Annotated in this window: 25 protein-coding genes and 1 pseudogene; 8 read left to right on the top strand and 18 right to left on the bottom strand. The window is 61.3% G+C overall.

Annotated elements, in window-relative coordinates; genetic code table 11:
* Together ku and ligD (AC1RT2_RS30455) are read left to right on the top strand one after the other, a co-directional pair.
* Complete coding sequence (gene ku, locus AC1RT2_RS30460; protein WP_493108041.1) at positions 1-813, top strand: non-homologous end joining protein Ku; 813 nt, start codon at positions 1-3, stop codon at positions 811-813.
* 51 nt (positions 814-864) lie between these two features.
* Positions 865-1,908, top strand: a complete 1,044-nt coding sequence (ligD, locus tag AC1RT2_RS30455) for a non-homologous end-joining DNA ligase (protein WP_493108039.1) — start codon at positions 865-867, stop codon at positions 1,906-1,908.
* Between the two features lie 107 nt (positions 1,909-2,015).
* On the opposite strand, the gene AC1RT2_RS30450 is transcribed toward ligD (AC1RT2_RS30455), so the two are convergent.
* The 3 genes from AC1RT2_RS30450 to ligD (AC1RT2_RS30440) are packed head-to-tail and all read right to left on the bottom strand — an operon-like array spanning position 2,016 to position 5,668.
* A complete protein-coding gene (locus tag AC1RT2_RS30450; RefSeq protein ID WP_493108037.1) occupies positions 2,016-2,528 on the bottom strand; it encodes a DUF4334 domain-containing protein in 513 nt (170 codons plus the stop codon).
* Between the two features lie 60 nt (positions 2,529-2,588).
* A complete protein-coding gene (locus AC1RT2_RS30445; protein WP_493108035.1) occupies positions 2,589-3,029 on the bottom strand; it encodes a DUF4112 domain-containing protein in 441 nt (146 codons plus the stop codon).
* Positions 3,026-5,668: a DNA ligase D gene (ligD, locus tag AC1RT2_RS30440; protein ID WP_493108033.1), complete on the bottom strand. Its 2,643-nt coding sequence runs from the start codon at positions 5,666-5,668 to the stop codon at positions 3,026-3,028. The genes AC1RT2_RS30445 and ligD (AC1RT2_RS30440) overlap by 4 nt, the downstream gene beginning before the upstream one ends.
* A gap of 178 nt (positions 5,669-5,846) precedes the next feature.
* On the opposite strand from ligD (AC1RT2_RS30440), the gene AC1RT2_RS30435 reads away from it, so the two are divergent.
* Positions 5,847-6,050 carry a cold-shock protein gene (locus AC1RT2_RS30435; protein ID WP_112803963.1) on the top strand — a complete coding sequence of 68 codons (204 nt, stop codon included), beginning with the start codon at positions 5,847-5,849 and terminating at the stop codon, positions 6,048-6,050.
* A 23-nt stretch (positions 6,051-6,073) separates the two neighbouring features.
* On the opposite strand, the gene AC1RT2_RS30430 is transcribed toward AC1RT2_RS30435, so the two are convergent.
* Positions 6,074-6,517: a DUF1810 domain-containing protein gene (locus tag AC1RT2_RS30430; protein WP_493108031.1), complete on the bottom strand. Its 444-nt coding sequence runs from the start codon at positions 6,515-6,517 to the stop codon at positions 6,074-6,076.
* An 819-nt stretch (positions 6,518-7,336) separates the two neighbouring features.
* On the opposite strand from AC1RT2_RS30430, the gene AC1RT2_RS30425 reads away from it, so the two are divergent.
* A complete protein-coding gene (locus AC1RT2_RS30425) occupies positions 7,337-7,639 on the top strand; it encodes a hypothetical protein (protein ID WP_493108029.1) in 303 nt (100 codons plus the stop codon).
* Positions 7,640-7,752: 113 nt separating this feature from the next.
* Here the strand turns inward: AC1RT2_RS30425 and AC1RT2_RS30420 are convergent, their stop codons facing one another.
* From AC1RT2_RS30420 to AC1RT2_RS30390, 7 genes are all read right to left on the bottom strand, one after another.
* Positions 7,753-8,349, bottom strand: coding sequence for a general stress protein (locus AC1RT2_RS30420; protein WP_493108027.1), 597 nt, complete (start codon positions 8,347-8,349; stop codon positions 7,753-7,755).
* A gap of 24 nt (positions 8,350-8,373) precedes the next feature.
* Positions 8,374-8,691, bottom strand: a complete 318-nt coding sequence (locus tag AC1RT2_RS30415; RefSeq protein WP_493108025.1) for a PepSY domain-containing protein — start codon at positions 8,689-8,691, stop codon at positions 8,374-8,376.
* A 127-nt stretch (positions 8,692-8,818) separates the two neighbouring features.
* Positions 8,819-9,697 carry an SDR family NAD(P)-dependent oxidoreductase gene (locus AC1RT2_RS30410; RefSeq protein WP_493108023.1) on the bottom strand — a complete coding sequence of 293 codons (879 nt, stop codon included), beginning with the start codon at positions 9,695-9,697 and terminating at the stop codon, positions 8,819-8,821.
* A gap of 54 nt (positions 9,698-9,751) precedes the next feature.
* On the bottom strand, positions 9,752-10,165 hold the full coding sequence (locus tag AC1RT2_RS30405; protein WP_493108021.1) for a response regulator: 414 nt from the start codon (positions 10,163-10,165) through the stop codon (positions 9,752-9,754).
* A gap of 66 nt (positions 10,166-10,231) precedes the next feature.
* The gene (locus AC1RT2_RS30400; protein WP_493108019.1) at positions 10,232-11,281 is read right to left on the bottom strand and encodes a PAS domain S-box protein; all 1,050 of its coding nucleotides are present in this window, start codon (positions 11,279-11,281) and stop codon (positions 10,232-10,234) included.
* 195 nt (positions 11,282-11,476) lie between these two features.
* The gene (locus AC1RT2_RS30395) at positions 11,477-11,671 is read right to left on the bottom strand and encodes a hypothetical protein (RefSeq protein WP_493108017.1); all 195 of its coding nucleotides are present in this window, start codon (positions 11,669-11,671) and stop codon (positions 11,477-11,479) included.
* Positions 11,672-11,675: 4 nt separating this feature from the next.
* Entirely contained in the window at positions 11,676-11,897 is a 222-nt protein-coding gene (locus AC1RT2_RS30390) for a hypothetical protein (RefSeq protein ID WP_493108015.1), read from the bottom strand.
* Positions 11,898-12,266: 369 nt separating this feature from the next.
* Between AC1RT2_RS30390 and AC1RT2_RS30385 the strand changes: the two genes are divergently transcribed.
* Positions 12,267-12,482: a hypothetical protein gene (locus AC1RT2_RS30385; protein WP_493108013.1), complete on the top strand. Its 216-nt coding sequence runs from the start codon at positions 12,267-12,269 to the stop codon at positions 12,480-12,482.
* Between the two features lie 91 nt (positions 12,483-12,573).
* Here the strand turns inward: AC1RT2_RS30385 and AC1RT2_RS30380 are convergent, their stop codons facing one another.
* Together AC1RT2_RS30380 and AC1RT2_RS30375 are read right to left on the bottom strand one after the other, a co-directional pair.
* Positions 12,574-13,284 (bottom strand): DUF899 family protein, encoded by a 711-nt coding sequence (locus tag AC1RT2_RS30380; protein WP_493108059.1) that lies wholly within the window; start codon positions 13,282-13,284, stop codon positions 12,574-12,576.
* A 107-nt stretch (positions 13,285-13,391) separates the two neighbouring features.
* The gene (locus tag AC1RT2_RS30375) at positions 13,392-13,742 is read right to left on the bottom strand and encodes a DUF2200 domain-containing protein (RefSeq protein WP_493108011.1); all 351 of its coding nucleotides are present in this window, start codon (positions 13,740-13,742) and stop codon (positions 13,392-13,394) included.
* 239 nt (positions 13,743-13,981) lie between these two features.
* Between AC1RT2_RS30375 and AC1RT2_RS30370 the strand changes: the two genes are divergently transcribed.
* A complete protein-coding gene (locus AC1RT2_RS30370; RefSeq protein WP_493108009.1) occupies positions 13,982-15,559 on the top strand; it encodes a diguanylate cyclase domain-containing protein in 1,578 nt (525 codons plus the stop codon).
* A gap of 133 nt (positions 15,560-15,692) precedes the next feature.
* Here AC1RT2_RS30370 and AC1RT2_RS30365 read toward each other — a convergent pair whose 3' ends face one another.
* The 4 genes from AC1RT2_RS30365 to AC1RT2_RS30350 all read right to left on the bottom strand — a co-directional run bounded on the left by AC1RT2_RS30365 (position 15,693) and on the right by AC1RT2_RS30350 (position 20,331).
* Positions 15,693-17,129: a coniferyl aldehyde dehydrogenase gene (locus AC1RT2_RS30365; protein ID WP_493108007.1), complete on the bottom strand. Its 1,437-nt coding sequence runs from the start codon at positions 17,127-17,129 to the stop codon at positions 15,693-15,695.
* 53 nt (positions 17,130-17,182) lie between these two features.
* Complete coding sequence (locus AC1RT2_RS30360) at positions 17,183-18,019, bottom strand: alpha/beta fold hydrolase (RefSeq protein WP_493108005.1); 837 nt, start codon at positions 18,017-18,019, stop codon at positions 17,183-17,185.
* Positions 18,020-18,064: 45 nt separating this feature from the next.
* Positions 18,065-18,973 (bottom strand): hypothetical protein, encoded by a 909-nt coding sequence (locus AC1RT2_RS30355; RefSeq protein ID WP_493108003.1) that lies wholly within the window; start codon positions 18,971-18,973, stop codon positions 18,065-18,067.
* Between the two features lie 122 nt (positions 18,974-19,095).
* Entirely contained in the window at positions 19,096-20,331 is a 1,236-nt protein-coding gene (locus tag AC1RT2_RS30350; RefSeq protein WP_493108001.1) for an NADH:flavin oxidoreductase/NADH oxidase family protein, read from the bottom strand.
* 86 nt (positions 20,332-20,417) lie between these two features.
* Between AC1RT2_RS30350 and AC1RT2_RS30345 the strand changes: the two genes are divergently transcribed.
* Positions 20,418-20,903 carry a MerR family transcriptional regulator gene (locus AC1RT2_RS30345; RefSeq protein ID WP_493107999.1) on the top strand — a complete coding sequence of 162 codons (486 nt, stop codon included), beginning with the start codon at positions 20,418-20,420 and terminating at the stop codon, positions 20,901-20,903.
* A 12-nt stretch (positions 20,904-20,915) separates the two neighbouring features.
* On the opposite strand, the gene AC1RT2_RS30340 is transcribed toward AC1RT2_RS30345, so the two are convergent.
* The gene (locus tag AC1RT2_RS30340; RefSeq protein WP_493107997.1) at positions 20,916-21,599 is read right to left on the bottom strand and encodes a type 1 glutamine amidotransferase domain-containing protein; all 684 of its coding nucleotides are present in this window, start codon (positions 21,597-21,599) and stop codon (positions 20,916-20,918) included.
* A 317-nt stretch (positions 21,600-21,916) separates the two neighbouring features.
* Here AC1RT2_RS30340 and AC1RT2_RS30335 point away from each other — a divergent pair.
* Positions 21,917-22,069, top strand: a pseudogene (locus tag AC1RT2_RS30335) (transposase); the annotation flags it as partial.
* Positions 22,070-22,381 lie beyond the last annotated feature (312 nt).

Here is a 22,381-nt window from a genome sequence, read left to right as displayed (position 1 = left end):
ATGGCGCCCCGCCCCTATTGGAAAGGCTACCTCAAGCTCTCGCTTGTCACCTGCCCCGTCTCCATGTCGCCGGCGACGTCGGAGAGCGAGAAGGTGCGGTTCCACACCCTCAACAAGGAAACGGGCAACCGGGTTGTCTCGCAATATGTCGATGCGGTCACGCGCAAGCCGGTCAAGGACGAGGACGAGATGAAGGGCTACGCCCGCGGTGAGAATGACTATGTGCTCCTCACCGACGACGACCTGGACGCGGTCGCGCTCGATACGGTCAAGACCATCGACATCGAAAAGTTCGTGCCGCGCGATAGCATCGAATGGATCTATCTGGAGAAGCCGCATTACCTCGTTCCCGATGATCCGGTCGGACACGAGGCCTTCGCCGTGATCCGTGACGCCATGGCGGCCGACAAGGTGCTCGGCATCTCCCGGCTGGTGATCGGCCGGCGCGAGCGCGCCATCGTGCTCGAACCGCGCGGCGAGGGCATCGTGCTCTGGACATTGCGCTTCGGCGACGAGGTCCGGCCGGAGGAATCCTATTTTGAAGACATCGACGACAAGGCGGACCCCGAGCTCATTCCCCTGGTGCAAAAGTTCATCCAGCAGCACACACGGAAATGGTCAGCGGACATGGTATCCGACCCGGTGCAGGACGCCCTGCTCGATATCATCGCCAAAAAGAAGAAAGCACTGAAACCGTCGCGGAAGGGCAAGGCAAAGGGTGAGGACCGCCCATCCGGCGGCAATGTCATCGACATCATGGACGCGCTCCGCAAAAGCCTCACCGCCGGCGAGAAGGGCAAGCGCGCATCCTGAATTCTTCACGAAAGACACCTATCTTCGGACTCTCCGCATGGATGGACACCGATGACCCGAAAGCGCCGAACTGCCATCCCCCTCTACGACGAGTCCCGCGAGACGCTGCGGTCGCGTCCGGTTCGCAAGCGCGACCCCGAACAGCCCAGCCTACCGTTCGATGCGATTCCCGACCGCGTCGAGCCATCTCTCGCCTTGCTCCGGCCAACGCCTCCGGAAGGACCGGAGTGGCTCTATGAACTCAAATGGGACGGCTATCGCCTGGCGATCCACATCGAGCCGAAGAGCGTGCGGATCATCACGCGCGGCGGACACGACTGGACCCATCGCTTTCCCAAGATTGCCGAGGCCGCCGGCAAGCTTGGCGTGGGAACTGCCATTCTCGATGGCGAAGCCGTGGTCCTGAACAACGAGGGACATTCAGATTTCGGCGCTCTTCAGCGCTCGCTTGGCGGCCGCGGTGGCAAACGCGCCTCCACAGAAGCCGTGTTCTTTGCTGTCGATCTCCTCTATTTCGACGGCCATGACCTGACCAGGACGGAACTTGCTGTTCGCCGGCATCTGCTCGAAGACTTTCTCGACGGGTCGGTCGGCGCAGTGCAACTCTCGGAGGAAGCCCACGGTAGCGGGGTCGAGCTTATGGCAAACGCCTGCCGGATGGGCCTCGAAGGCATCATCGCCAAACATCGCGATCGTCCCTATCGATCCGGCCGCACCGACGACTGGATCAAGATCAAATGCGTCCAAAGCGAGAGCTTCATGGTCGTCGGCTACGAGGTTTCGGAGTCCGCGCGCGGCGGCATAGGCAGCCTGCTGCTCGCCGCGCGCAAGGGCGACGGCTGGGTGTCGGTCGGCTCGGTCGAAACCGGGTTCAAGGCCGCAGACGCGGAGTACCTGCGCAAGACCCTCGACAAGCTCAAGACGAAGAAGCCGGTCGTGCCGCTGAAGGGCAAGAACTACGTCTTCGCCCAGCCGACGCTCATCGCCGAGATCGAGTTTCGCGGCTGGACGGACGACGGAAATCTACGCCACGCCTCCTACAAGGGACCGCGCGAAATCCAGGACAATGCCGCGGTGTTCGAGATCAGGGACTAGCTGGCCGGTGGATAGATCGCGTGATCCTTTCGGGGTGCCTTTTCACCAGGACGCCGCAGCACATGAGCTGTGGTGATAATCGGCACCAACACGGGTGATCGGATCAATTATGTCGAACCGTCGACGTGCTCAAGCTCGAAAAAGAATTGCCGGTCGTCATGCCTCATTACCATCACTCCCATGAGGCGCTTGTCGTCGATCCTTCGGAAATGGTCGACGATCAGCTGCTCGTCGTAGATCATGGCGGCGCTCGCAATGCCGTCGAAGGCAAGCATTCTGACAGAGGCAACAGGACCGTTCGCGCGCAACCCGCGAACCAGATAGGAGAACAGGTTTCGTGCGATGCGCGCCCGGCCGAACTTGTGAAAGCGGAGCGCCAACCGAAGGGGAATTCGCCTCGGATCGATCGCGATCAAACGGCGCTCTCCCGACCGGAATAGTAAGGCGTCCGCTCGCATCTCCGCGGTAAACCGCTTGCCGAACCAGCCGAGATTCTCCAGCACGCCATCGAGCGGATGGTCCGACGGAACGCCCCGCCCTCTCCATAGGCCGACGAGGTCGTCCGGCTCAATCGGCGGCAGCCGCCGAAATCTCTCAAGTGCCGTTTGCTGGTTTTCCAACGACCCACCTGTCCTCTTGGTGCCGCCCGCGCGGTTCGATACCACCGACGCTGACGGATTCTAACGGTCGAGGTCGGCATGATCGAGGCCGAAGTGATCCAGCACGAGTTGCAGGTTTCGGAAGTGATCCAGCACGAGTTGCAGGTTTCGGCGGTTGCTCTTGAAATAGACGTCGAAGACATCGCCCAGCACCGGGACGCTTCCCGCCACCGTGTCGAAGCCAACATTGACAAGCATCTTGAAGAGCGTCTCCTTCGGCACACAGAGGCGGCGCGCCTCGTTGACGATGAAGAGGCTGACCGCGGCGGCGCCGAAATCGCCAATACCCGGGACCAGGCCCAAAACCGAGTCCGCGCCGAGCGAGAAGCGGGTGCCTGGAATCCGCAACGCCGTGTCCATCAACCTGGCCAGACCGCGTATCCGGCGCAGACGCAGCAACTGATCAATCAGAATGTCGTGTTGCCTGCTTGTTCGCGGTCCCCTGCCCTGTTTCGCAATCATGCCGCAGCCTTCTGTTTGCCGAGCCGCTTGATCGCCTGCTCAAGCGGGCGCTGTCCGTCACAATAATCCTCCCAGGCCGTCGTTTTCGCCAGCAGCGCCGGCACGGTCCTGACGGTGAATCGCTTCGGATCGAGGTCAGCTTTGACCTGCGTCCAGTTGAGCGGCATCGACACGGTGGCGCCGGGCCGCGCGCGCGGCGAAAGCGGCGCCACAGCGGTCGCCATGCGATCGTTGCGCAGATAGTCGAGGAAAATCCGTCCTTCCCGCAGGCTCTTGGTCATCTTGATCAAGTAGAACTCCGGATTGTCGCGGGCCATCTCCTGGCAGACGTCGTGGGCAAAGCCTTTGGCCTCGGCCCAGGACAGCGGCTTGCGCTTGTTGACGGCGAGCGGCGTGACGACATGCAGCCCCTTGCCGCCGGTGGTCTTGCAGAAGCTGATGAGGCCGAGATCGTCCAGCCGGTCGCGCATCTCGCGCGCAGCGGCAACCACCGTGGCGAAATCCACGTCCGGGCCGGGATCGAGATCGAAGACGAGGCGGCCCGGCACCTCGGGCTGGCCGGGTTCGCAGTTCCAGGGGTGAAGCTCGATGCCGCCGATCTGCGCGATGGCAACAAGACCTTCGACGCGATCGACTTGAAGGTAAGGCTTCTTGTCGCCGAAGACCTTGACCAGTTCCAGCAGGTTGGATGTGCCGGGCATGGCGTGCCGCTGGAAGAATTGTTCGCCACCGATGCCGTCGGGTGCACGGATGATCGAGCACGGCCGCCCCTTCACATGGTCGATAAGCCAGGCGCCGACAGCCTCGTGATATTGAGCAAGACCCTCTTTCGTGACAGGCTCGCCATCTCCGGCATCCGGCCAGAGCGGCTTGTCGGGATTGGAGATGAGCACGCCCATGACCTCGGCTTTCGCGCCCCTGCGCCGGCTGGGTTTTGCCATCGCGGCCGACAAAGGCTCCGGCGTCTCGGTCTTTTCCGGCGAAGCCGGAGTTTCGGCCTCGACCTCCGCCGCCGGCTTATCGTCCCGCAGGCCTTTGAAAGCTGCTTGGCGGACCAGCCCGTCTGCGGTCCAGCCGGCGAACTCGATTTCTGTGACGAACTCGGGTTTCACCCAGACGACCTCCTTTTCCTTCTTCGGTGCGCCAATCCCGGTGAAGGGGGACTTTTCCGTTTCGACCTCTTTCAGCTTCGGTAACAACGTCTCGACCTTCTTGGCGCCGTAGCCCGTGCCGACGCGGCCGACATAGACGAAGTGGTCGCCGCGGTTGACGCCGACCAGCAGCGAGCGGAACTTGCCGTTCGTCTTGGCATAGCCGCCGATCACGACTTCATGGCCGGCGCGGCATTTCGATTTCGCCCAGGTCTCGGTGCGGCCGGATCGATACGGTGCATCGGCCTGTTTCGAGACGATGCCTTCCAGAGAAAGCCTGCAGGCGGAGCGCAACACGGCGTCGCCACCGGTTTCGAAATGCTCGACGAACCGCAGATGGGGATCGTCGGTGGCATCATCCAAGAGATCCTGCAGGCGCGATTTCCGGTCGGTCAGCGCCTTCTCCCGCAGATCCTCGCCTCCATCGAAGAGCAGGTCGAAGGCGAAAAAGACGAGGTTGCCGGTGTTCTTCTCCGACAGTGCCGCCTGCAGCGCGGCAAAATCCGGCGCGCCATGATCGTCCAGGGCGCAAATCTCGCCGTCGATGATGCAGTCTGGCAGCGAGGTGGCGGCCTCCGCGATCTCCGGATATTTGGCGGTCCAGTCGAGGCCCTTGCGGGTCTTCAGCGTCACCGTCCCATCGGCGACGCGCATCTGGATGCGATAGCCGTCGAACTTGATCTCGTGCAGCCAGTTGTCGCCAGCCGGCGGGCGATCAAGCGTTTCGCAAAGCTGCGGCGAGATAAAGTCCGGTAGGTCCACGGCCGTCGACGTCGCAACTTTTTTGCTGGACCGATTTTTTCTGCGCTCGTCGGCGGCAAGGCCGTGCTTGCTTTCCCAGACGGCATTCGCTTCGACATCGCCGCTTGCCATCATGAACGGCTTCGGCTTGCGGCCTTTGCCGGCGGCGATCTGTTCCATGGTTCGGCCGGACGCGACGGAGGTCATGTTTTGGTCGAGGATGGCTGAGCCGTTCTCCTCGACCGAAAAATCGTCATGGTGCTTGATCAGCAGCCAGTTCGTGCGCTTGCCGCCATCGCGGTCGTGGCGCATCCGAACCAGCACGAAGCTGCCGTGCAGCCGCTTGCCGTGGAGTGTGAACTTGAAGTCGCCCTTCTTGAGCGCCTCTTCCGGCGACTTGTTGCCCTCCGGCTCCCAGTAACCTCGGTCCCACAGCATCACCGTGCCGCCGCCATACTGTCCTTTCGGGATCGTGCCTTCGAAATCGCCATAGTCGAGCGGGTGGTCTTCCACCTCGACGGCCAGCCTCTTGTCGCCCGGATCGAGCGACGGCCCCTTGGTCACCGCCCAGGACTTGAAGACGCCGTCGAGTTCGAGGCGGAGATCGTAATGGAGACGCGTGGCATCGTGTTTCTGGATGATGAAGCGCAGACGGTTCGACGGCTTGACCTCCGTCGATCCGCTCGGTTCCTGCGTCTGCTTGAAATCCCGCTTTTTCTTGTAGGTTGAGAGCTTGTCAGCCGCCATCATCGACCTCGTTCGATTTCGCATTGCCGATCCCGACAGAAGGTCAGGCCACGTCGAGTCGAAAACCCCGCGCGAAGGATTCTTGTTCCCGCCGCGTCGCGCATGTCAGGTTGCGAGTATCTCGCGTGGCGAATATGCTCGCCACTGGCGCAATGCCGCTAAGCTTACGAGGATCTTCATGGCAACGGGTACGGTCAAGTTTTTCAATCAGGACAAGGGTTTCGGGTTCATTACGCCCGATGATGGCGGGCAGGATGTTTTTGTCCATGTCTCCGGAGTGATCTCGGGTGGGCCGCTGCGCGATGGTTCGAAGGTCAGCTATGATCTCGGCCAGGACCGCAAGACCGGCAAGTCGAAGGCGGAAAACGTTCGCGCGATCTGATCGGCGCGGGCCAAGGGCGGCGGCTAGTCGATGCCGCCGCCAAGCAGTTCAAGGGTTCGCGGATCCGGTTCGCCGGCAAAGAAGCGCTGAAGGGCGAGCCGAAACCTGCCCTCCGTCGCGCTGGTGGCCTCATTGAACAGGGTCATTGACGAGCGGAATTTGAGATCATCGGGCGAACCGAAAATCTCATGGGCCGAACGGTCGGATACTCCGATGACCGCATCGACCGCCTGCGCCAGTCGTTTAGCAAGAAGGGGATGCAGAAGATAGGCTCGCGCCTCTTCGATTGAGCCGATCCCGTAGAAGTCCGCAGTCGGAGATCTGCCGAGCGCGCGCAGTTGCGGAAAGACGAACCACATCCAATGGGTCTGCTTGCGCCCGGCTCTCAGCTCGGCAAGGACCGTATCGAAGACGAGATCCTGCGCAGCGACGAAGCGGGAAAGCTCAAACGGATCGTTCTCTGCCATCGATCGCCGCTTTCGATGTCGCTGTTAGATCGGCGCGGCTGCCAGCAGCACTGCGACCGGCACAGTGATAGCCGACGCGCTGATCGCCAAGGCCGTCACAAGCCTGATGATGCGGGCGCGCCGCGCGCGCCGAGGATTCCATTCATACGCCATACAAAGTCCCTCCGTCGCCAAAGAAACCATGGGCACCGCTCAGAGTCCATCTTTGCCGTAAAGGAAACCAACCTCGCGAACGCTTGTCATTGCAAAGCGGCACACCGCTCCCATCTTTTGGCGTGGGGGTCAGCGGAGAAACGCAATGCGACAGTTTTTCAAAGATATCGCATCGGATGACGGGATCGAAATCATTACGCCGAAGAAAAGGGCGACTGGCACTCGATGCTCCGCCATTTGCCTCTGCTGCGAGCGTTCGGATCAACCGATGGACGACGACGGTTGTGGAATTTGCGACACATGCCTGGGTTTACCCGCTCGCGCGGTCGCCGATCCGGACGGACTTGAATTTCCCCCTGCCCTCCCCCATCTATCGATCACTGCCCGTAATCGATGACTGCCTGCAGCGATGGTTATTCCGTCGCGCGTTCGTAGTCCTCCGGGTCACAAGGGCGCTCCCCGAAAGGGTCGAGCGCCCTTCGTTGTTCCGGGCGGTTTTTTGTGTCGTCAAACCGCACACATTCATTCCGCTCGAGCGTTTGACTTCCGACCCCGCCGCACCAGATCATCACCGTTCGTCCTCCTCAAGTGGATGAACCGGGGAGATCCAGGCAGCCCCCGCTGCATCGGATCTCCCCATCAACAGACTTGCATGCAGGATACGAAATGCCTCTCAACACGAAAAATGGCGCAACGGCGCCGAAGGAACTCGGGCTGTTTTGGCCGATGCAGACGCTCGAGGGAAAGACCATCGACGTCTATGTCTACGCCAGCACGCTGCAATGGTTCGATCCCGATCCGGTCGGCCCGGTCGGATTGCTCAAGCGGCATAGGGCTTTGCTGGAAACCATCGCCAGCGAAAAATTCGATCGATGCAACCCAACCGACGCCGGCCCGCTTCATATCTCGGAAGAAGACTTGCACAGAGCGCGCACGACTGACGGGATAGTCGACGACGACGACGAATAGCGCGGGCAACAGGTGGAAAATCTGTGGCGTTACCCGATGTTCTGGCAGAACGGCTGTAACAAAAAGAGCGGCCGACCGGCCGCTCCTTCTAAATCATATAATTTCCGGCTCGGTCAGCGCCGGTAGCGCAGACGCTCCTGCTCGATCTCGGCGGGACCGTAGGGATCGAGCGTGTCGTCAAAGCGCGTCCAGCCCTGCTCGGCATAGGCGGCGCGGCGCTCGGCGGGATCGACCCAGTTCGACTGGCGCAGGATCGCTTCTGCTTCCGCATAGAGGCTTTCGTCAACGCGCGCGGTGACGAGCGTGCCGCCGCGACGAACGCCTTCGGCATAGACATGTGCATGTTCTTCCGGAACGCCCGATTCCGTCATGGCCCCGATCAGGCCGCCGGCTGCGCCGCCGGCGACAGCGCCGGCAACCGCACCCGCTGCCGTGGCGGCAAGCCAGCCGGCCGCGACCACCGGACCGACGCCCGGAATGGCCATGATGCCGAGGCCGGTCAAAAGGCCGCCGACGCCGCCGACGGCCGCGCCGATCCCCGCACCGGTGCCCGCACCTTCGGCGGCATTGGTGTCGTTCGAATAGCGGTCGTCGGCATTGTTCGAGACGATGCTGATATCGCCGGAGGGAACGCCCCGTGCTTCGAGCGCGCTGACAGCGGCGCGCGCATCAGAATAATCGTCATAGAGTCCGGTTACGGTCTTGGTCATGTGAGATATCCTCGAATTGCGATGTCACTCGGTGACGATGTTGCCCTGGTAGTCGAGCGCGACGGTGACGGACTTGCCGTCCTTGGTGGCCGTGCCACGCCAGATGCCCTTGTCGTCGAGCTTCAAGCCCGTGACGTCGGCATAACCTGCCTCGACGATGCGCTCCTTCGCCTGGTCCTCGGTGAAGCTGTTCGCTCCTTCGACCGGCGCGGTGGCGTTCTTGCTGTCCGGGGTGGCAAGCGAGGGGGTGTCGCCATCCGTTGAAGGCGTGGTCGAAGTCTGCGCAAGAGCGGCAAAGGTCGATGCGCCGACGAAAGCGGCGGCGAGCAGTAGCTTCTTCATAGTGATGTCCTCGTTGTCAGGCCATTGAAGGCGTTGCAGAAACTTTGCGGACGTCGTTTAGTTCCGCCCCCCTGTCGGAGATCCTCAAATTCTTGCCGAGCCGATAGCGAAAGGACCGGAGACGCCGTCAGCCTTGCGCGTTTGCGCTGTCGCCTGCCGTGATCGAATAGGTCGCACCCGACGCCATGCGCGCTTCGTCCGCGGCGAGGAAGACCACCATCGGCGCAACGTCTTCCGGCTGGATCATGGGAACGCCGAGCGGCGACTTTTTCGCCAAACCGTCCAGCGCGGTCTGCTCATCCTTCCGCTCGTTTCCCGTCGGCTTGCCGCCGGCGACGTCGATCGCCTGCGCATAGCGATCTTCATGGCGGGTCAGCACGGTGTCGATAAGGCCCGGGATCAGAGCGTTGACAGTGATGCCGTGCTCGCCAAGGTCCATTGCGGCCGATTTCATCAATCCGATGACACCCCATTTCGATGCCGAATAGGCCGCGCCACTCTTAGTGCCGTGCTGTCCCTGCGTCGATGACGTCAGGATCATGCGGCCACCACCGCGTCGGACCATGGCCGGGCCAAAGGCACGGATCGCATTCGCGGTCCCGGTGAGGTTGACGTCGATCTGGTCGTGCCAGTCCGCATCCTCCATGTCGAGGATCGGTTTGAATGCCTGGATGCCGGCATTGGCGAAAAGGATGTCGATCCAACCGAATTTCTGCTCGATGCGTGCAGCAGCGTCGCGCAATGCGGAAAGGTCCCTCTGATCAATCCGGTACGCCTTCCAGCGGCGTCCGAGCGCTTCGACCATCCGCCCGGTCTCATCAAGGTCCGCTTCAGTCGCAGGCGAATAGTCCAGCGTTTTGCTGACTGGTCCGGCAATGTCGATTCCGGCGATATTCGCGCCCGCGGCGGCAAGCGCGGTGGCTGCTGCGCGACCGATCCCACGCGCCGCACCGGTTACGACCGCAACCTTGCCCGAAAGATTAAAGGGTCTCGTTTGGTCGGCCATCTCAATCTCCTCCTGACCACGCGGCGCTCCGAACCGCGCCCACTGGGGTTCAGCTCACGCTTCCTTGCGTTTGAGCAGCTCCGGCTTTTCGCCATCCGGCAGGATTTCCAGCAAGCGTTGATGGACGACGTCCGTGCTAAACGGCTTCTGAATGAAGACTGCGCCATCGGGGAGCTGGCCGGGCTCCGGCATCATCCGGCCGGAGGCGACAAGCATCTTGACCGAAGGCCAACGCTCGGCGACCTCGCGGGCAAGGTCGAAGCCGTCTCGCCCGCCAGGCATCTGGACGTCCGTGAACAGAAGCACGATGTCGCCCTCGTGCCTTTCGAGCTGCGTCACCGCCGCCGCAACGCTCGACGCATCGAGCGCGCGGAATCCAGCATCTCGCAACATGTCGCAGGCATCGAGAAGGATGAAGACATCGTCATCGACGACGAGCGCGTATGGAGCAGTCTGGGAGTTTGACATATTCCACAAACACCGATCTTGGGCGTTTGTTCATGTCGATAGCCAGCGAATTAGTCGGGATAGCGATCAGGTCCGAGGGAACAGCTGTTGCAAGGGAATTTCTAGGCTGAGGGAAAGCCCGTCCGGCCGCCAGTTCCGAGACAGCTGGCCGCGAAGTCCTTGAAGCGAGGCGCGCTCCAGGGTCGAGCCGAAGCCCTCGTGCCTGTCTTGCTCGCCGGCTTGGATTCCGCGTTCGTCCCAGGTCATGTGCAAGAGGTCATCGGAGACCTCCAGCAAAACTGTCAGATGACCGTCGGTCGTAGAAAGGGCGCCGTACTTGGCAGCGTTGGCGGCCAGTTCATGCAGCAGCAACGCCGCGGATGTCAGGGCATTGCCGGTAATCGGAACGTCTGTGCCGGAAACGGAGATGCGCGAGCCGAGGTGGTGCTCGTGTGGCGCGAGGATGGCGTTCAACAGCGCGATGAAGCTCGTCTCCGTCTCGGCGCCGGGATCGTTGTTCAGGTCGGGAAGCGTCAGCGAATGGGCGCGCGCCAAGGCCTGCATGCGGGCGCTGAGATCGGCGGCAAGATCCGCCGTGGTCGTCGATGCCTTGGCGCTCAACGAGATCAGCGAGGCCGCCATTGTGAACAGGTTCTTGATGCGATGGTGCATCTCGCGCAGCAGGATCGATTGCTGCGCCGCCGCCCTCTTTCGTGCCGTGATATCGCGGGCGATCTTGGAGGCGCCGAGTATCTCGCCGGCCGCGTTGCGAACAGGCGAAACAGTCAGCGAGACCTCGATGAGCTCCCCATCCTTGCGGCGGCGAACCGTCTCGAAATGGTCGATACGCTCACCGGCGCGCAGCCGGCGCAGGATGCCCTCCTCCTCATGGTGCCGATCTTCCGGGATAACCAGTGTGATGGGTTTTCCGATCGCCTCGGCGGCCGTGTAGCCGAATAGACGTTCAGCGCCCCGATTCCAGGTCGTTATGATGCCGTCGAGCGTTTTGCTGAGAATAGCGTCATCGGAATTCTCGACGATGGCGGCAAGCCATGCGGAGGCTTCCGGCATTTGCCGACTATCGGCGATCCATCGATCGCCTTGGGGAATATTGCCGTCGCGACCGTCATTTTCCATCAATATCGTACCTCCGGGACCGCATCGTCCCCGAGAGGATCTTGCCTGCGCGAACTCAACCACGCCACGAGATACAACCATGTAGCGCGGTTTGCGCGTATTGTAAGGCCACGCCGTCGTTTAGGTGCGGCATCACGCAGGTTTACCCGCGATGTTCTATTCGAGAAGCGCGCCGAGATCGTGAAACGCCTCGCGCTATTCAGCGGCATATTCGCCCTCTGCCACGACACGAAATGCCTTGCCCTGCGCCTTGAGCTCTTGCGCGGTTTTGAGAGCGTCCGGAAAGACCAGCTTGGGCTCGTCGTGCGTGTCGACGCCGGTTGGATCAATCGAACTCAGGGCGATGACCTGGAAGGTTGTTGGCATGGGATTTCCCGTTTTCGCGTCCATCCGGCTAGCCTTCGTTTCCGTCCGAAACAAAATCGTCCGGGAGCGCCGTGCGAGCCCGGCGCAGCGCTTCCGCCTGATCGAGCCATTTCCGTCGCAGAACGTCCTCGATCGCAAAGGCGACGTCCTCCGCGCTCCAGTTTGCATCCACCATCTCCCGGACGAGCGCCGTCATTTTCTCGTCGATGATAGGGCTAAGTTCATCGCGGTTGCGAAGCTCATTCGTCATAGAGCACGGTCCTCCGTTGGCATCAGGATGCATCGCCGATCGGCCTCCCGACTGTGGGAGGCACAGGTCTGTAACGCGAACGGCGGTGATGGGTTTCACCGGAGAATAGAGTTCCTCGGAAGCTCGAGAAAATAGCCCGGTATACGTAAGGATGTTCCGTTTGCCTTGCACAACCCTCTGCTAAAATTCACGCGATAATGGAGGGCTACGGCGCGCCGATAGAGAGGCACACCGATGCAAGGTCCATGGAGGATTGGACTCTGCTCTGGAAGAGCATATTCTATGGGAGGTCGACCTAACACCTGAACCTTGGGCCGCCAGTAACTCGTGCGATATGGACCGCTGTGGGGTGCGGCAATGGAATCGTATTTGAGCAAAGGCACGTTTCAGCCGGAAGAGCTTGCCGCCCTGAAACAGGTTTTTGACGAGATCGTCGCAGAACCATGGTTCGAAGCGACGGAAGAAGCGAAAGAAGAGTTCGCAAAATACCTCTTCGAAACGTTTCCGGCGGTCACGTTCGATCCGCAAAAGCACCGACCAATCGTGGAAGCGACCGCGCGCACCTTCTATACCCGCGACGGATAAAATCACATGTCAGCCCACCGACAGGGCAACGGTCGCACCCTGGACGTGCTGTCCGAATTGCGCGCAACAGGCATTGCCAAGGTTGATGCCTTCACGCGGTCCGGCCGGTCTCGCCTCTCCGGGGCTCGGCAGCCGAGCCGTAGTTGTCGTGAAGACGCCACCAGATGTAGGGATCGCCTTGGGGGCGCCCGCATGGCACATCTTGCCAGCTCTCCTGCCGGCCGAGCGGCGCCATATCCAGCAACGACCAGACCGGTCCTATATCCTCGATACCGCGGCCATTCAGAAAGTAGGTGCGGAAGATACGGTCGCCGCGACGGATGAAAACATTGATGCCGAACTGTTCCTCAACACCAAAATCCCGGGAGAAGCTGTCGTCCGGGAGCGAGTGGCCCCACCCCATTCGCTCGCGCAGGCGCTCGATCATGCCGATGGGCGCTGCAGTGACGAAGACGAGAGTCGTATCGCGGGCGGCAAGATGGGCTGGATGGACGATGGTATCCGCAAACAGCGAGCAGCCGCTGCAAGCTCCATCCGGCCAGTTTTCGACATCGGGTGCATAGAAGAAGCGATAGACGATAAGCTGTCGCCGTCCCTCGAACAGGCCGAGCAGATCCACATCGCCATTGGCGCCTTGGAATTTGTAGTCGCGGTCGATCTGAGTGGCCGGCAAGCGCCTGCGCTTGGCCGCCAGGCGATCCTTGGCCTTCATCAAGGCCTTCTCCTCCAAAAGCAACGCCTCTCGAGCGGCTCTCCATTCCTCGTCCGAAACCACATCGAAGTCACCGATCGGTTCGCGCATGGATGGCGCGGGCACGCCGGGCCCTTCCTGTTTGGGCATGGTGTCCTCCCTGAATGGGTTTTCCATGCATGGAACGGTAAGGACACCCACAGGTTCCTGGCCGATCCTTATGCGCGAAGGATCTTCTCCATCGCCTTTCCCTTCGCGAGTTCGTCGATCAGCTTGTCCAGATAGCGGATTTCGCGCATAAGCGGCTCCTGGATATCCTCGACACGAATTCCGCAGATCACGCCTTTGATCAAGGACCGGGATGGGTTCAGTTCCGGCGCCTTGGCAAAGAAATCCTCGAAGCTCGTTTTCTGTGCCAGATGCTCGCTCAAAGCCTCGCGGCTGTAGCCGGTCAGCCAATAGACGATTTCGTCGACCTCCTCCTTCGTGCGTCCCTTCTTTTCCGCCTTCGTGATGTAGTGGGGATAAACACTCGCGACGCTGATAGAATAGATGCGATGTCCCGCCATGCGTCCTCCTTTTGCCACTTCAGGATAGTCCTGGCGGCCGCAAACACAACGCCTCGTCTCGGAGACATTCTTCACGCCACACCGGTCCGACTGCTCTATCCACGGAACCATCCCTTTCGCCGCGCCACGCGCTGGCCACCGTCATCGCGAGGTCCCTCGCACGGAAACACCTTTTTTACTCACGAGGCATAGTGTTTCGCGATTGCGGCATTTGGGAAGGCGCGCGATTGGGAACGGCAATGCTTGATGCGGGGTTCAGAGCATCTCTTGAAGCGTGCCCTGTGGCGGCGTTGGTTCTTGATGCCGCCAACACGATTGTCTTCGCCAACGGCGAGGCGAACAGGCTGCTCCAACCTCTTCAGCCTCTGACGGGCTCTGCCATCGAGGTATATTTGCCCGATTGGCCTCTGTCTCCAGGTTCTTCGCAAGCCTGCCTTGCAGATGTTATCGACAATCGAAAGCCGGTGCGCGTCAGGACAGCGAACTGGTCGGCATCGTCTGAAACAATGACGATCGTCTACATCGACGCCATTTTCGAGCAGTGGCCGGCGGATACGACTGAAGCCGATACGCGCCTTCGCGCCGTTGTGGAAATGCTACCGCAAGCTGTCTGCGTCTTCGATGCAGAGGACCGGTTTGTTCTTTGGAATCAAAAGTACGCGGAGCTCTACGGCGATATCGCCGATTACCTCCGCCCCGGAATCCCTTTCGAAGAGATCTTGCGGATCAGCCTTGCGGGCGACGACATGCGCGAGGTGGTGGCGGACAAGGAGGCCTGGCTGGTCGACAGGATGGAAAAATTCCGGCGCCCGGTCTCGCAGGAAGAACAGCAGCTTCGCGACGGGCGATGGCTTCGACATGACGATCGTCGAACCCCCGACGGCGGCGCCATTGGCATGCGCATCGACATCACCAGGCTCAAACAGCGCGAGGAGTGGCTACGCCAGTTGTTCGATGCCAACCCGATGCCAATGCTTCTGTGCGACGGCGAAAGCCTTGCGATCCTGCAAGCCAATCAGGCGGCATGCGACTTTTACGGCTGGGAAACCCCAGAGCTTCTTTTGAAGAATGCCCGCGACCTGCATGCGCAGGAAGAAGCCGGGCAATTCGCGACAGTCGTGTCGGGACTCACCCGCGACTGCGACGCACGAACGGTCTGGCGCCAATACGACGCCAGCGGCAATGAGCACCACGTCCTCATATATGTCAGGCTTCTTCACGAGGGCGCCAGCCGCCGGCTCCTGCTGACGATCGCCGACGTCAGCGACCGGATCGCCGCCGAGACCGAGGCCAATCGCCTTGCCCATCACGACGTTTTGACGGGGCTGCCGAACCGCATTCAGTTCTATAAGGCGCTGGGCAATGCGCTGAAGAGCACCAGCGACACCAACGTTTTCGTCCTTTGCCTCGATCTCGATGATTTCAAGCCCGTCAACGATACCTTCGGACATGCCGCCGGCGATGATGTGCTGAAAATGGTCTCTGACCGCCTGCGGATCGAGGCGCAAGGCCACATGATCGCAAGGCTGGGCGGCGATGAGTTCGCCATCCTGATGAACGCGGATAGAGAAGACGCGGAAGATCTGGCAAAGCGCTGCGTTGCAGCTTGCGAACGCCCGTTTTCCATTCGTGGCCTAGCGATCAAAATCGGGGTGAGCATTGGTATCGCCGCCGCACCGTCCGAAGGGGTCGAACCTGACGCCCTCCTCCAGGAGGCCGACCGCGCCATGTATCGCGCGAAGGTAGATGGACGGAACAGGTGGCGCTTGGCCCAGGCCGATTCCTCGGCGGAGAAACAAGGGCCACAGGTCGCGTAGTTCACGTCACCGTCGAGTAGACCCGCCTTCCTCTGGTCGAGCAGACTGATGCCCGGTTAGGGCTCCTGAACAGATTCGAACCAACGCCCCGCAAACTGACGCACGGTTGACCGTCGTTCGGCGCCGCCGGAGATCATGTCCGATCGCGAACCAGCGTGATCCGGAGCGCTAAATCGACAAATCTGCCGAACGGTGCCCCCAGCAGGCGAGGCAGGCTCCAGCGCCCCTGGACGAAGACGCCTTTCGCATGGCTCATGGTGCGAAACCCTTCGATACCGTGATAGGCGCCCATGCCGCTGGGACCGATGCCGCCAAACGGCAGGTCGTCCTGCGCGACATGGATCATGGTATTGTTGATCCCGACATTGCCCGACGTCGTGCGCGTCAGCAGTTTCGCACAGTCTGTGCCCTCATTTCCAAAATAGTAGAGCGCTAACGGGCGCGGCCGCGCATTCACATAGTCTATGACGTCATCGATCGTTCGATAGGTCCGCACCGGCAGGATCGGCCCGAATATCTCCTCCTGCATGATTGTCGCATCGTCCGCGGCGCCGATGATCAATGTCGGCGCCAGCGTGCGCACCCGCTCGGCGGCATGCTCAGGGGTCACACCGGTCTCGATGACCCGCGCTCCCCTCGAGCGGGCATCGTCGATCAGGCTTTTCAGCCGATCATGGTGACGATGATTGACGATCGACGTGTAATCGCGGCTGGTCGGCCCATCGGGATAGGCCCGCGCGACGCTCGCGCCAAACCGGGCGATGAACGTGTCGAGATCGTCCTCGTGAACCATCGCGTAGTCCGGCGCCACACAGGTCTGTCCTGCGTTCGAGAGCTTGCCGAAGATGATGCTCGCCATGGTCCACTCATCGACATGGCCGCGTTCGACAACGACTGGGCTCTTGCCGCCAAGTTCCAACGTGACGGGCACGAGATTGTCGCTGGCCGCCTTCATCACCTTGCGGCCGACCGGCGTGCTGCCGGTGAACAGCAGATGATCGAACGGCAGGCCGCTAAATGCCGCACCGACCTCCGGGCCGCCGAGCACGACGGCAACCTCGTCGGCCGGAAATATCTCTTCGAGCATCCCGCGAATGGTCTCACTGGTACGCGGGGTCAATTCCGACGGTTTCAGCATCGCACGGTTGCCGGCGGCGAGCGCGGTAGCAAGCGGAACGATCGTCAGCGAGAACGGATAATTCCAGGGCGCCATCACCCCGATGACGCCTTTCGGCTGATACTCCACATAGGCACGGCCGGCGCGGTAGAACAGGCCGACATGCCGGCGCTCCGGATTCATGAAGCGCCGCAGATTGCGGATGAGATAGTCGATGCTCTGGATCACGCCGACGATTTCCATGAGGTCGGTCTCGTGGTGCGAACGATGCCCGAAATCCGCACTGATGGCTTCTGCCACCTCGCGCCGATGCGCGAGCACGGCGGAGCGCAGGCGCTTCAGCCGGGCCTTGCGATCGGCAAGGGTTGGCGGTCCATCTTTGAGGAAGGCAGAACGCTGGCGGCCGAGCAGAGCCGCCATATCGAAACTCGGGTCAGGGTGGGCTGGGATCATCGTGCAACCTTTGAAAGGGCGTGCGCCGGAGCCAGTCCGGCGCACGTTTCGCTTCAACCCTTTATGAATGCGAGCAGATCGGCGTTGACCACATCCGCATTGACCGTGAGCATCCCGTGCGAGAAGCCAGGATAAATGATCAGTTTGCTGTTCTGCAGGAGCTTGTCCTGCATGATCGCCGCCGCCTTGTAGGGGACCACCTGGTCATCGTCGCCCTGCATCACGAGCGTCGGCACGGTGATCGCCTTCAGGTCCTCCGTCTGGTCGGTCTCGGAAAACGCCTTGATGCCCTCGTAGTGGGCCTTGGCGCTGCCCATCATGCCCTGGCGCCACCAGTTTTCGATAACGCCCTGCGAGGGCTCGGCGCCCGGTCGGTTGTATCCGTAGAAGGGGCCGCTCGGAACGTCGAGGAAGAATTGCGCGCGGTTGGCGGCGAGCTTGGCGCGGAAATCGTCGAACACCTCGATCGGCGTGCCGTCCGGATTGCTCTCGGTCTTGACCATCAGCGGCGGCACGGCGCTGACCAGCACCGCCTTGGCGACACGTCCCTGCGGCTGACCATGCTGTGCGACGTAGCGCGCCACTTGCCCGCCGCCGGTCGAGTGGCCGATGTGGATGGCGTTGCGAAGATCGAGATGCTCGGCGACCGCAGAGGCATCAGCGGCATAGTGGTCCATGTCATGGCCGTCGCTGACCTGGCTCGAACGACCATGGCCGCGTCGGTCATGCGCGACGACGCGGAAGCCGTGCTTGAGGAAGAACAGCATCTGGTTGTCCCAGTCGTCCGCGCTGAGCGGCCAACCGTGGTGGAAGTGGATCGGTTGTGCGTCCTTCGGACCCCAATCCTTGTAGAAAATCTCAGTTCCGTCCTTTGTTTTGACATAGGCCATGACGACTTCTCCTCTGTTGATGGGGGCACCCCGGTGATGTAGTCTTCAAATGGCAGGCAGGGCCTGTAGCGAGCGCGGCAGGTGCAAGACCATCTGCGCATCCTTAACGACGTCGAACCGCAGGATGGTTCCCACCCCCAGACCATCCAGCAACTGGCTGATCGGGCCGCCGGCGCGCGACAGTTTCACGTCACGCGGAAACAGTGTCTGGGCGAACTCGATCGGATTGGTCACGAACTGTGTCTGACGCCACTCGCCATCGACCAGCCCGATGGAGGTGTTGGTCGACAAGCGCGACTGTGACGGTATGCGGTGCAGTGCCGGCAACGGCGCTGTCAATGCCACATCCGGCTTGCCGTCCGTTGCGGCGATTCTGGCCGTGACGCCGTTCGGGGAAATATCGAGCTCTATGCCGGCGAGCCATTTCGGCAGCTGGTAGCCATGGACTCCGCGCACGCGGGCGATCTCGGTGTCGACCGGAAGCGCCAGCACATGCGCGAAGAAGCTCTGCCGCCGCATCGAGCCGAGCAGTTCCAGCGCATGCGGCCCGCGCGCTCCCGGCCTGCGGATGACGACGGCGACGGAGACCTCGTTATAGCGATCGTTGTCGCAGACCGCATAGGAGAAAAAGGTGAGCGCCACGAGCCCGTATCCCGGCAGCGCACGCAGCGGTTTAAGCTGCCCCGGCAACATCGCGCGGATCTTCTTCACCGGTGCGAGCATCAAAGCCTGCACGTTGCTGGTGCGGTAATAGAAGTTCGGCGCCCATGTGGGGCCGATCCGCGAGGGGACCATCACTTTCGGGATACGCCGAAAGAAATCGATATTGCCGGCGGCCGGGTCTTTCGCCACCTCGTCGAGATCGGGATTGGAGCGAAAACGGTCGTAGTAACCGCCTTTCGGCACCATGACCTTGTGACCGCCAAAATCGACTTCCGTGAATTCCTCAGCCATGAACGACGACTTTCCTCAATGATCCGCTGGCCCGGCCGCGCGGAATGCTAACGTTGAAGTCCAGTTTAAGGTCAAGAACCGAGACGAATCTCGCTGACCGACGCGAATTCGCCCGTCGACGATCAGGCCGCCTTCCGCGCAGCCATCCAGCGCCGATACCGACGGGCACTGCGCTTTGCGGATATCTGCGCGGTGAGCAGCGCCCAGACCGGCGACACATTCGGCGCCGTGCGCCGGCGACGGCTGAGGCGCACCAACTGGTAGCGGACAGCGGCCATGTGCGCCGAAGATGCGACCGGCTTGTTCTTCCAGGTGATCGGTTTCAGCGTTGGAGCGTCGTTCTTCCCGAGCTTCCAGTTGCGCGGCAGGTTCGGCTCGATGGCGAGCGCAGTGGCGATCCCCGCCATGGCCACACCGCTCTCGATCACCATCTGCGCCACCTCGCGACGGCGAATGCCGCCTGTGACCATCAACGGCATGGTCGCGACCTCGGATATCTCGCGTGCGAATTCGAGGAAATAGGCTTCGCGGGCCAGCGTGCGTTCATCGCGCGCCGAGCCCATCATCGCCGGGGCCTCATAGCTGCCGCCCGACAACTCGACCAGATCGACGCCGAGCGGTGCCAGCATGGCGACCACCGCCCGCGCATCCTCTGGTGAAAAGCCGCCACGCTGGAAGTCCGCCGAGTTGAGCTTGACCGAAACCGCGAAACCGGGGGAAACGGCCGCGCGCACGCCTCGAACGATATCGAGCAACAGACGCGCACGGTTTTCGAGGCTTCCGCCCCAGTGATCCCTACGGTGATTGGCAAGCGGCGAGAGGAACTGGCTCAGCAGATAGCCGTGGGCCGCGTGAATCTCGACGCCGGTGAAGCCCGCGCGTTCCGCAAGCACCGCGGTGTGAACGAAACGGCGCTCGACCTCGGCGATGTCGGCCGCCGTCATCTCGCGCGGCACGGGGAAGACCTTGGACTGCGCACCGAGATCGAGTGCGATCGCCGAAGGGGCCAAGGTCGCCTGACCGAGCCCGGCGGGCATCTGGCGGCCGGGATGGTTGATCTGCATCCAGACCTGGCCACCGTCCGAACGCGCGGTATTCGCCCACGTCTTGAAACGGTCGAGGTAACGGTCGTCTTCCAGCACGACCCCGGCCGGGCCGGTCATGGCGCGGGCATCGATCATCACATTGCCGGTGATGATGAGCCCGGCTGCGCCCTCGGCCCACGCGCGATAAAGGCTGATCAGTTCGGCGGACGGCGCATGGTCGGCATCGGCCATATTCTCTTCCATCGCAGCCTTGGCGATGCGGTTCGGGATCGTGGCGCCGTTGGGCAGGGTAAGCGGGGCAAACAGGGACATGAGAAGGTCTCCAAATTAGATTTGGACACACCATAACGTTTAAGCTAAGTTGAGGGTCAAGTGGCTTCTTCAAGGAATTTTTGCAGATGAATATCGGCGAGTTGGCGAAACGCACGGGGCTGACGAATTCGCGTATCCGCTTCTATGAAAGCGCGGGCCTCTTAAAGACGGTCGATCGGCGGCCGAACGGTTATCGGACCTATCCGCCGGAGGCGGTCATGGTGTTGGAGCTGATCACCACCGCCCAGGCCGCCGGGTTCAGCCTCGATGAAATCCGCACGCTCCTGCCGCCCGACCTGACGCAATGGAAGCATGGTGAGTTGATCGAAGCGCTCCGCAGCAAGATCGCCGATATCGAAGCTCTGGAGGTTCGGCTTGCGCAAAGCAAGGCCCAGCTCGTGGCGCTTCTGCAGGACATCGAGGCAAAGCCTGACGATATCGACTGCGCCGCCAATGCGCGCCGGGTTCTCTCCCGCATGCTCGGCAAGGACGTGGAAGCGCCGACACTTGAGGCGGATGACACGAAGCTTCTCGGCAAGACGAGCCGCCGCCGCACGGCCGGCGCACGCTAACGCGGCAGCTTCCTAGAGAAGTTCAACGACTTTCTCGGCTGTTGCCTTGGCCGAGAACGGATTTTGGCCCGTCACGAGCCGACCATCGACAACGGCATGGGAAACGAAGGGCAGGAAGGCCTTCTCGTAGACGGCGCCGCGCTTCTTCATTTCTGCCTCGGCATTGTAGGGCATTTTCTTCGCAACCCCGGCCAGGATTTCCTCCGTCCAGGAAAAGCCCGTGACCCTCCGGTTCTCGACCAACAGACTGCCATCCGACAGGCGCGTGTTGAGCAAGCCGCAATAGCCATGGCAGACTGACGAGACGATCCCGCCCTGCTCCCACATGGTACGCGTGATCCGCTGCAAACCCTCGCCATCGGGAAAATCCCACATGACCGCGTGCCCGCCGGTGAAGTAGATGGCGTCGTATACGGCAGGATCGATCTCGTCAGGCCGCATCGTCGAGGCCAGAAGCGCCATGCGTCCGGGATCATCCAGCCAAGTCTTGGCGGAAGCGTCGAGGAGCGGCCATTTGAGGGCGCGTGGCTCCAACGGCGATACGCCACCTTTCGGGCTGACGATATGCTGCTCATAGCCGCGCGCCGCGAACACGTCCCACGCATGCGTCAGTTCCGACAGCCAGAGGCCGGTCGGGTGCGACGGATCTGCGTAATGGGAGACATTGCTGACCACATGAAGAATGCGCTTGCTCATCGTCACGACCTTGCTGCTTGATGGCCGACCAATCCGTCCAGCCTTACCCCTCAACGAGGGCTGCACCATAACCTTCAACCAAGCCTGAGGGTCAAGCGCCGGCTCTCGTGCATCACCTCGCCGGTCGAGCGCCATCGCCGCTTTTGCTCGCAATCAAATCTGCGGAGGCATGGAGTGCGTTCGTGCGAATATCGAACTTCGGCAACAACTCCGCTATTGCCATCGCTTGCGGCAACCAAGTTAAAATTTTGTTCAGGCTGAATAGCCCCTAGATTTGTAGACGCCTTCTTTCCTAATTTTGAGGCAGGAAGAGCACCATGAGCAAATCGAATTTCAGCGAAGATTTTAAGCGCGACGCCGTGCGTCAGATCACGGAGCGAGGCTATCCGGTTGCGGAGGTTTCTCAGCGGCTCGGTGTTAGCCAGCATTCCCTGTATGAATGGAAGAAGAAGTTTGCTGCGTCGAACGCCAAAGTGTTGAATATCGATCGGAATTGACCCAGTTTTTCATTTGGCATCGCCTCGTCTAAAGCGACGCAAAGGCTTGGGATCGAAAGCAATTTTATTGCTACGCGTGGGTCACGATAAACTGACAAACCGGGTCAAATTCTGGCGAGATTCAACACGCCGACTCACCCTTGTTGAAAATTCGATATTCCAAGCTAATAACTCGCTGAAAAATCGTGAAAAAACGGGCTGGCAAGTTAGCTCGTTACGTAGCGTAGAAGCGTTTCCCTGGTCCTTCTGCAGGCGCTAGGTTAGGTCCCCTCCTAGTCTGCCTTC

Source organism: Shinella sp. GW821-FHT11G07, assembly GCF_058808115.1.
This window is presented reverse-complemented; position numbering and strand designations above follow the sequence as displayed.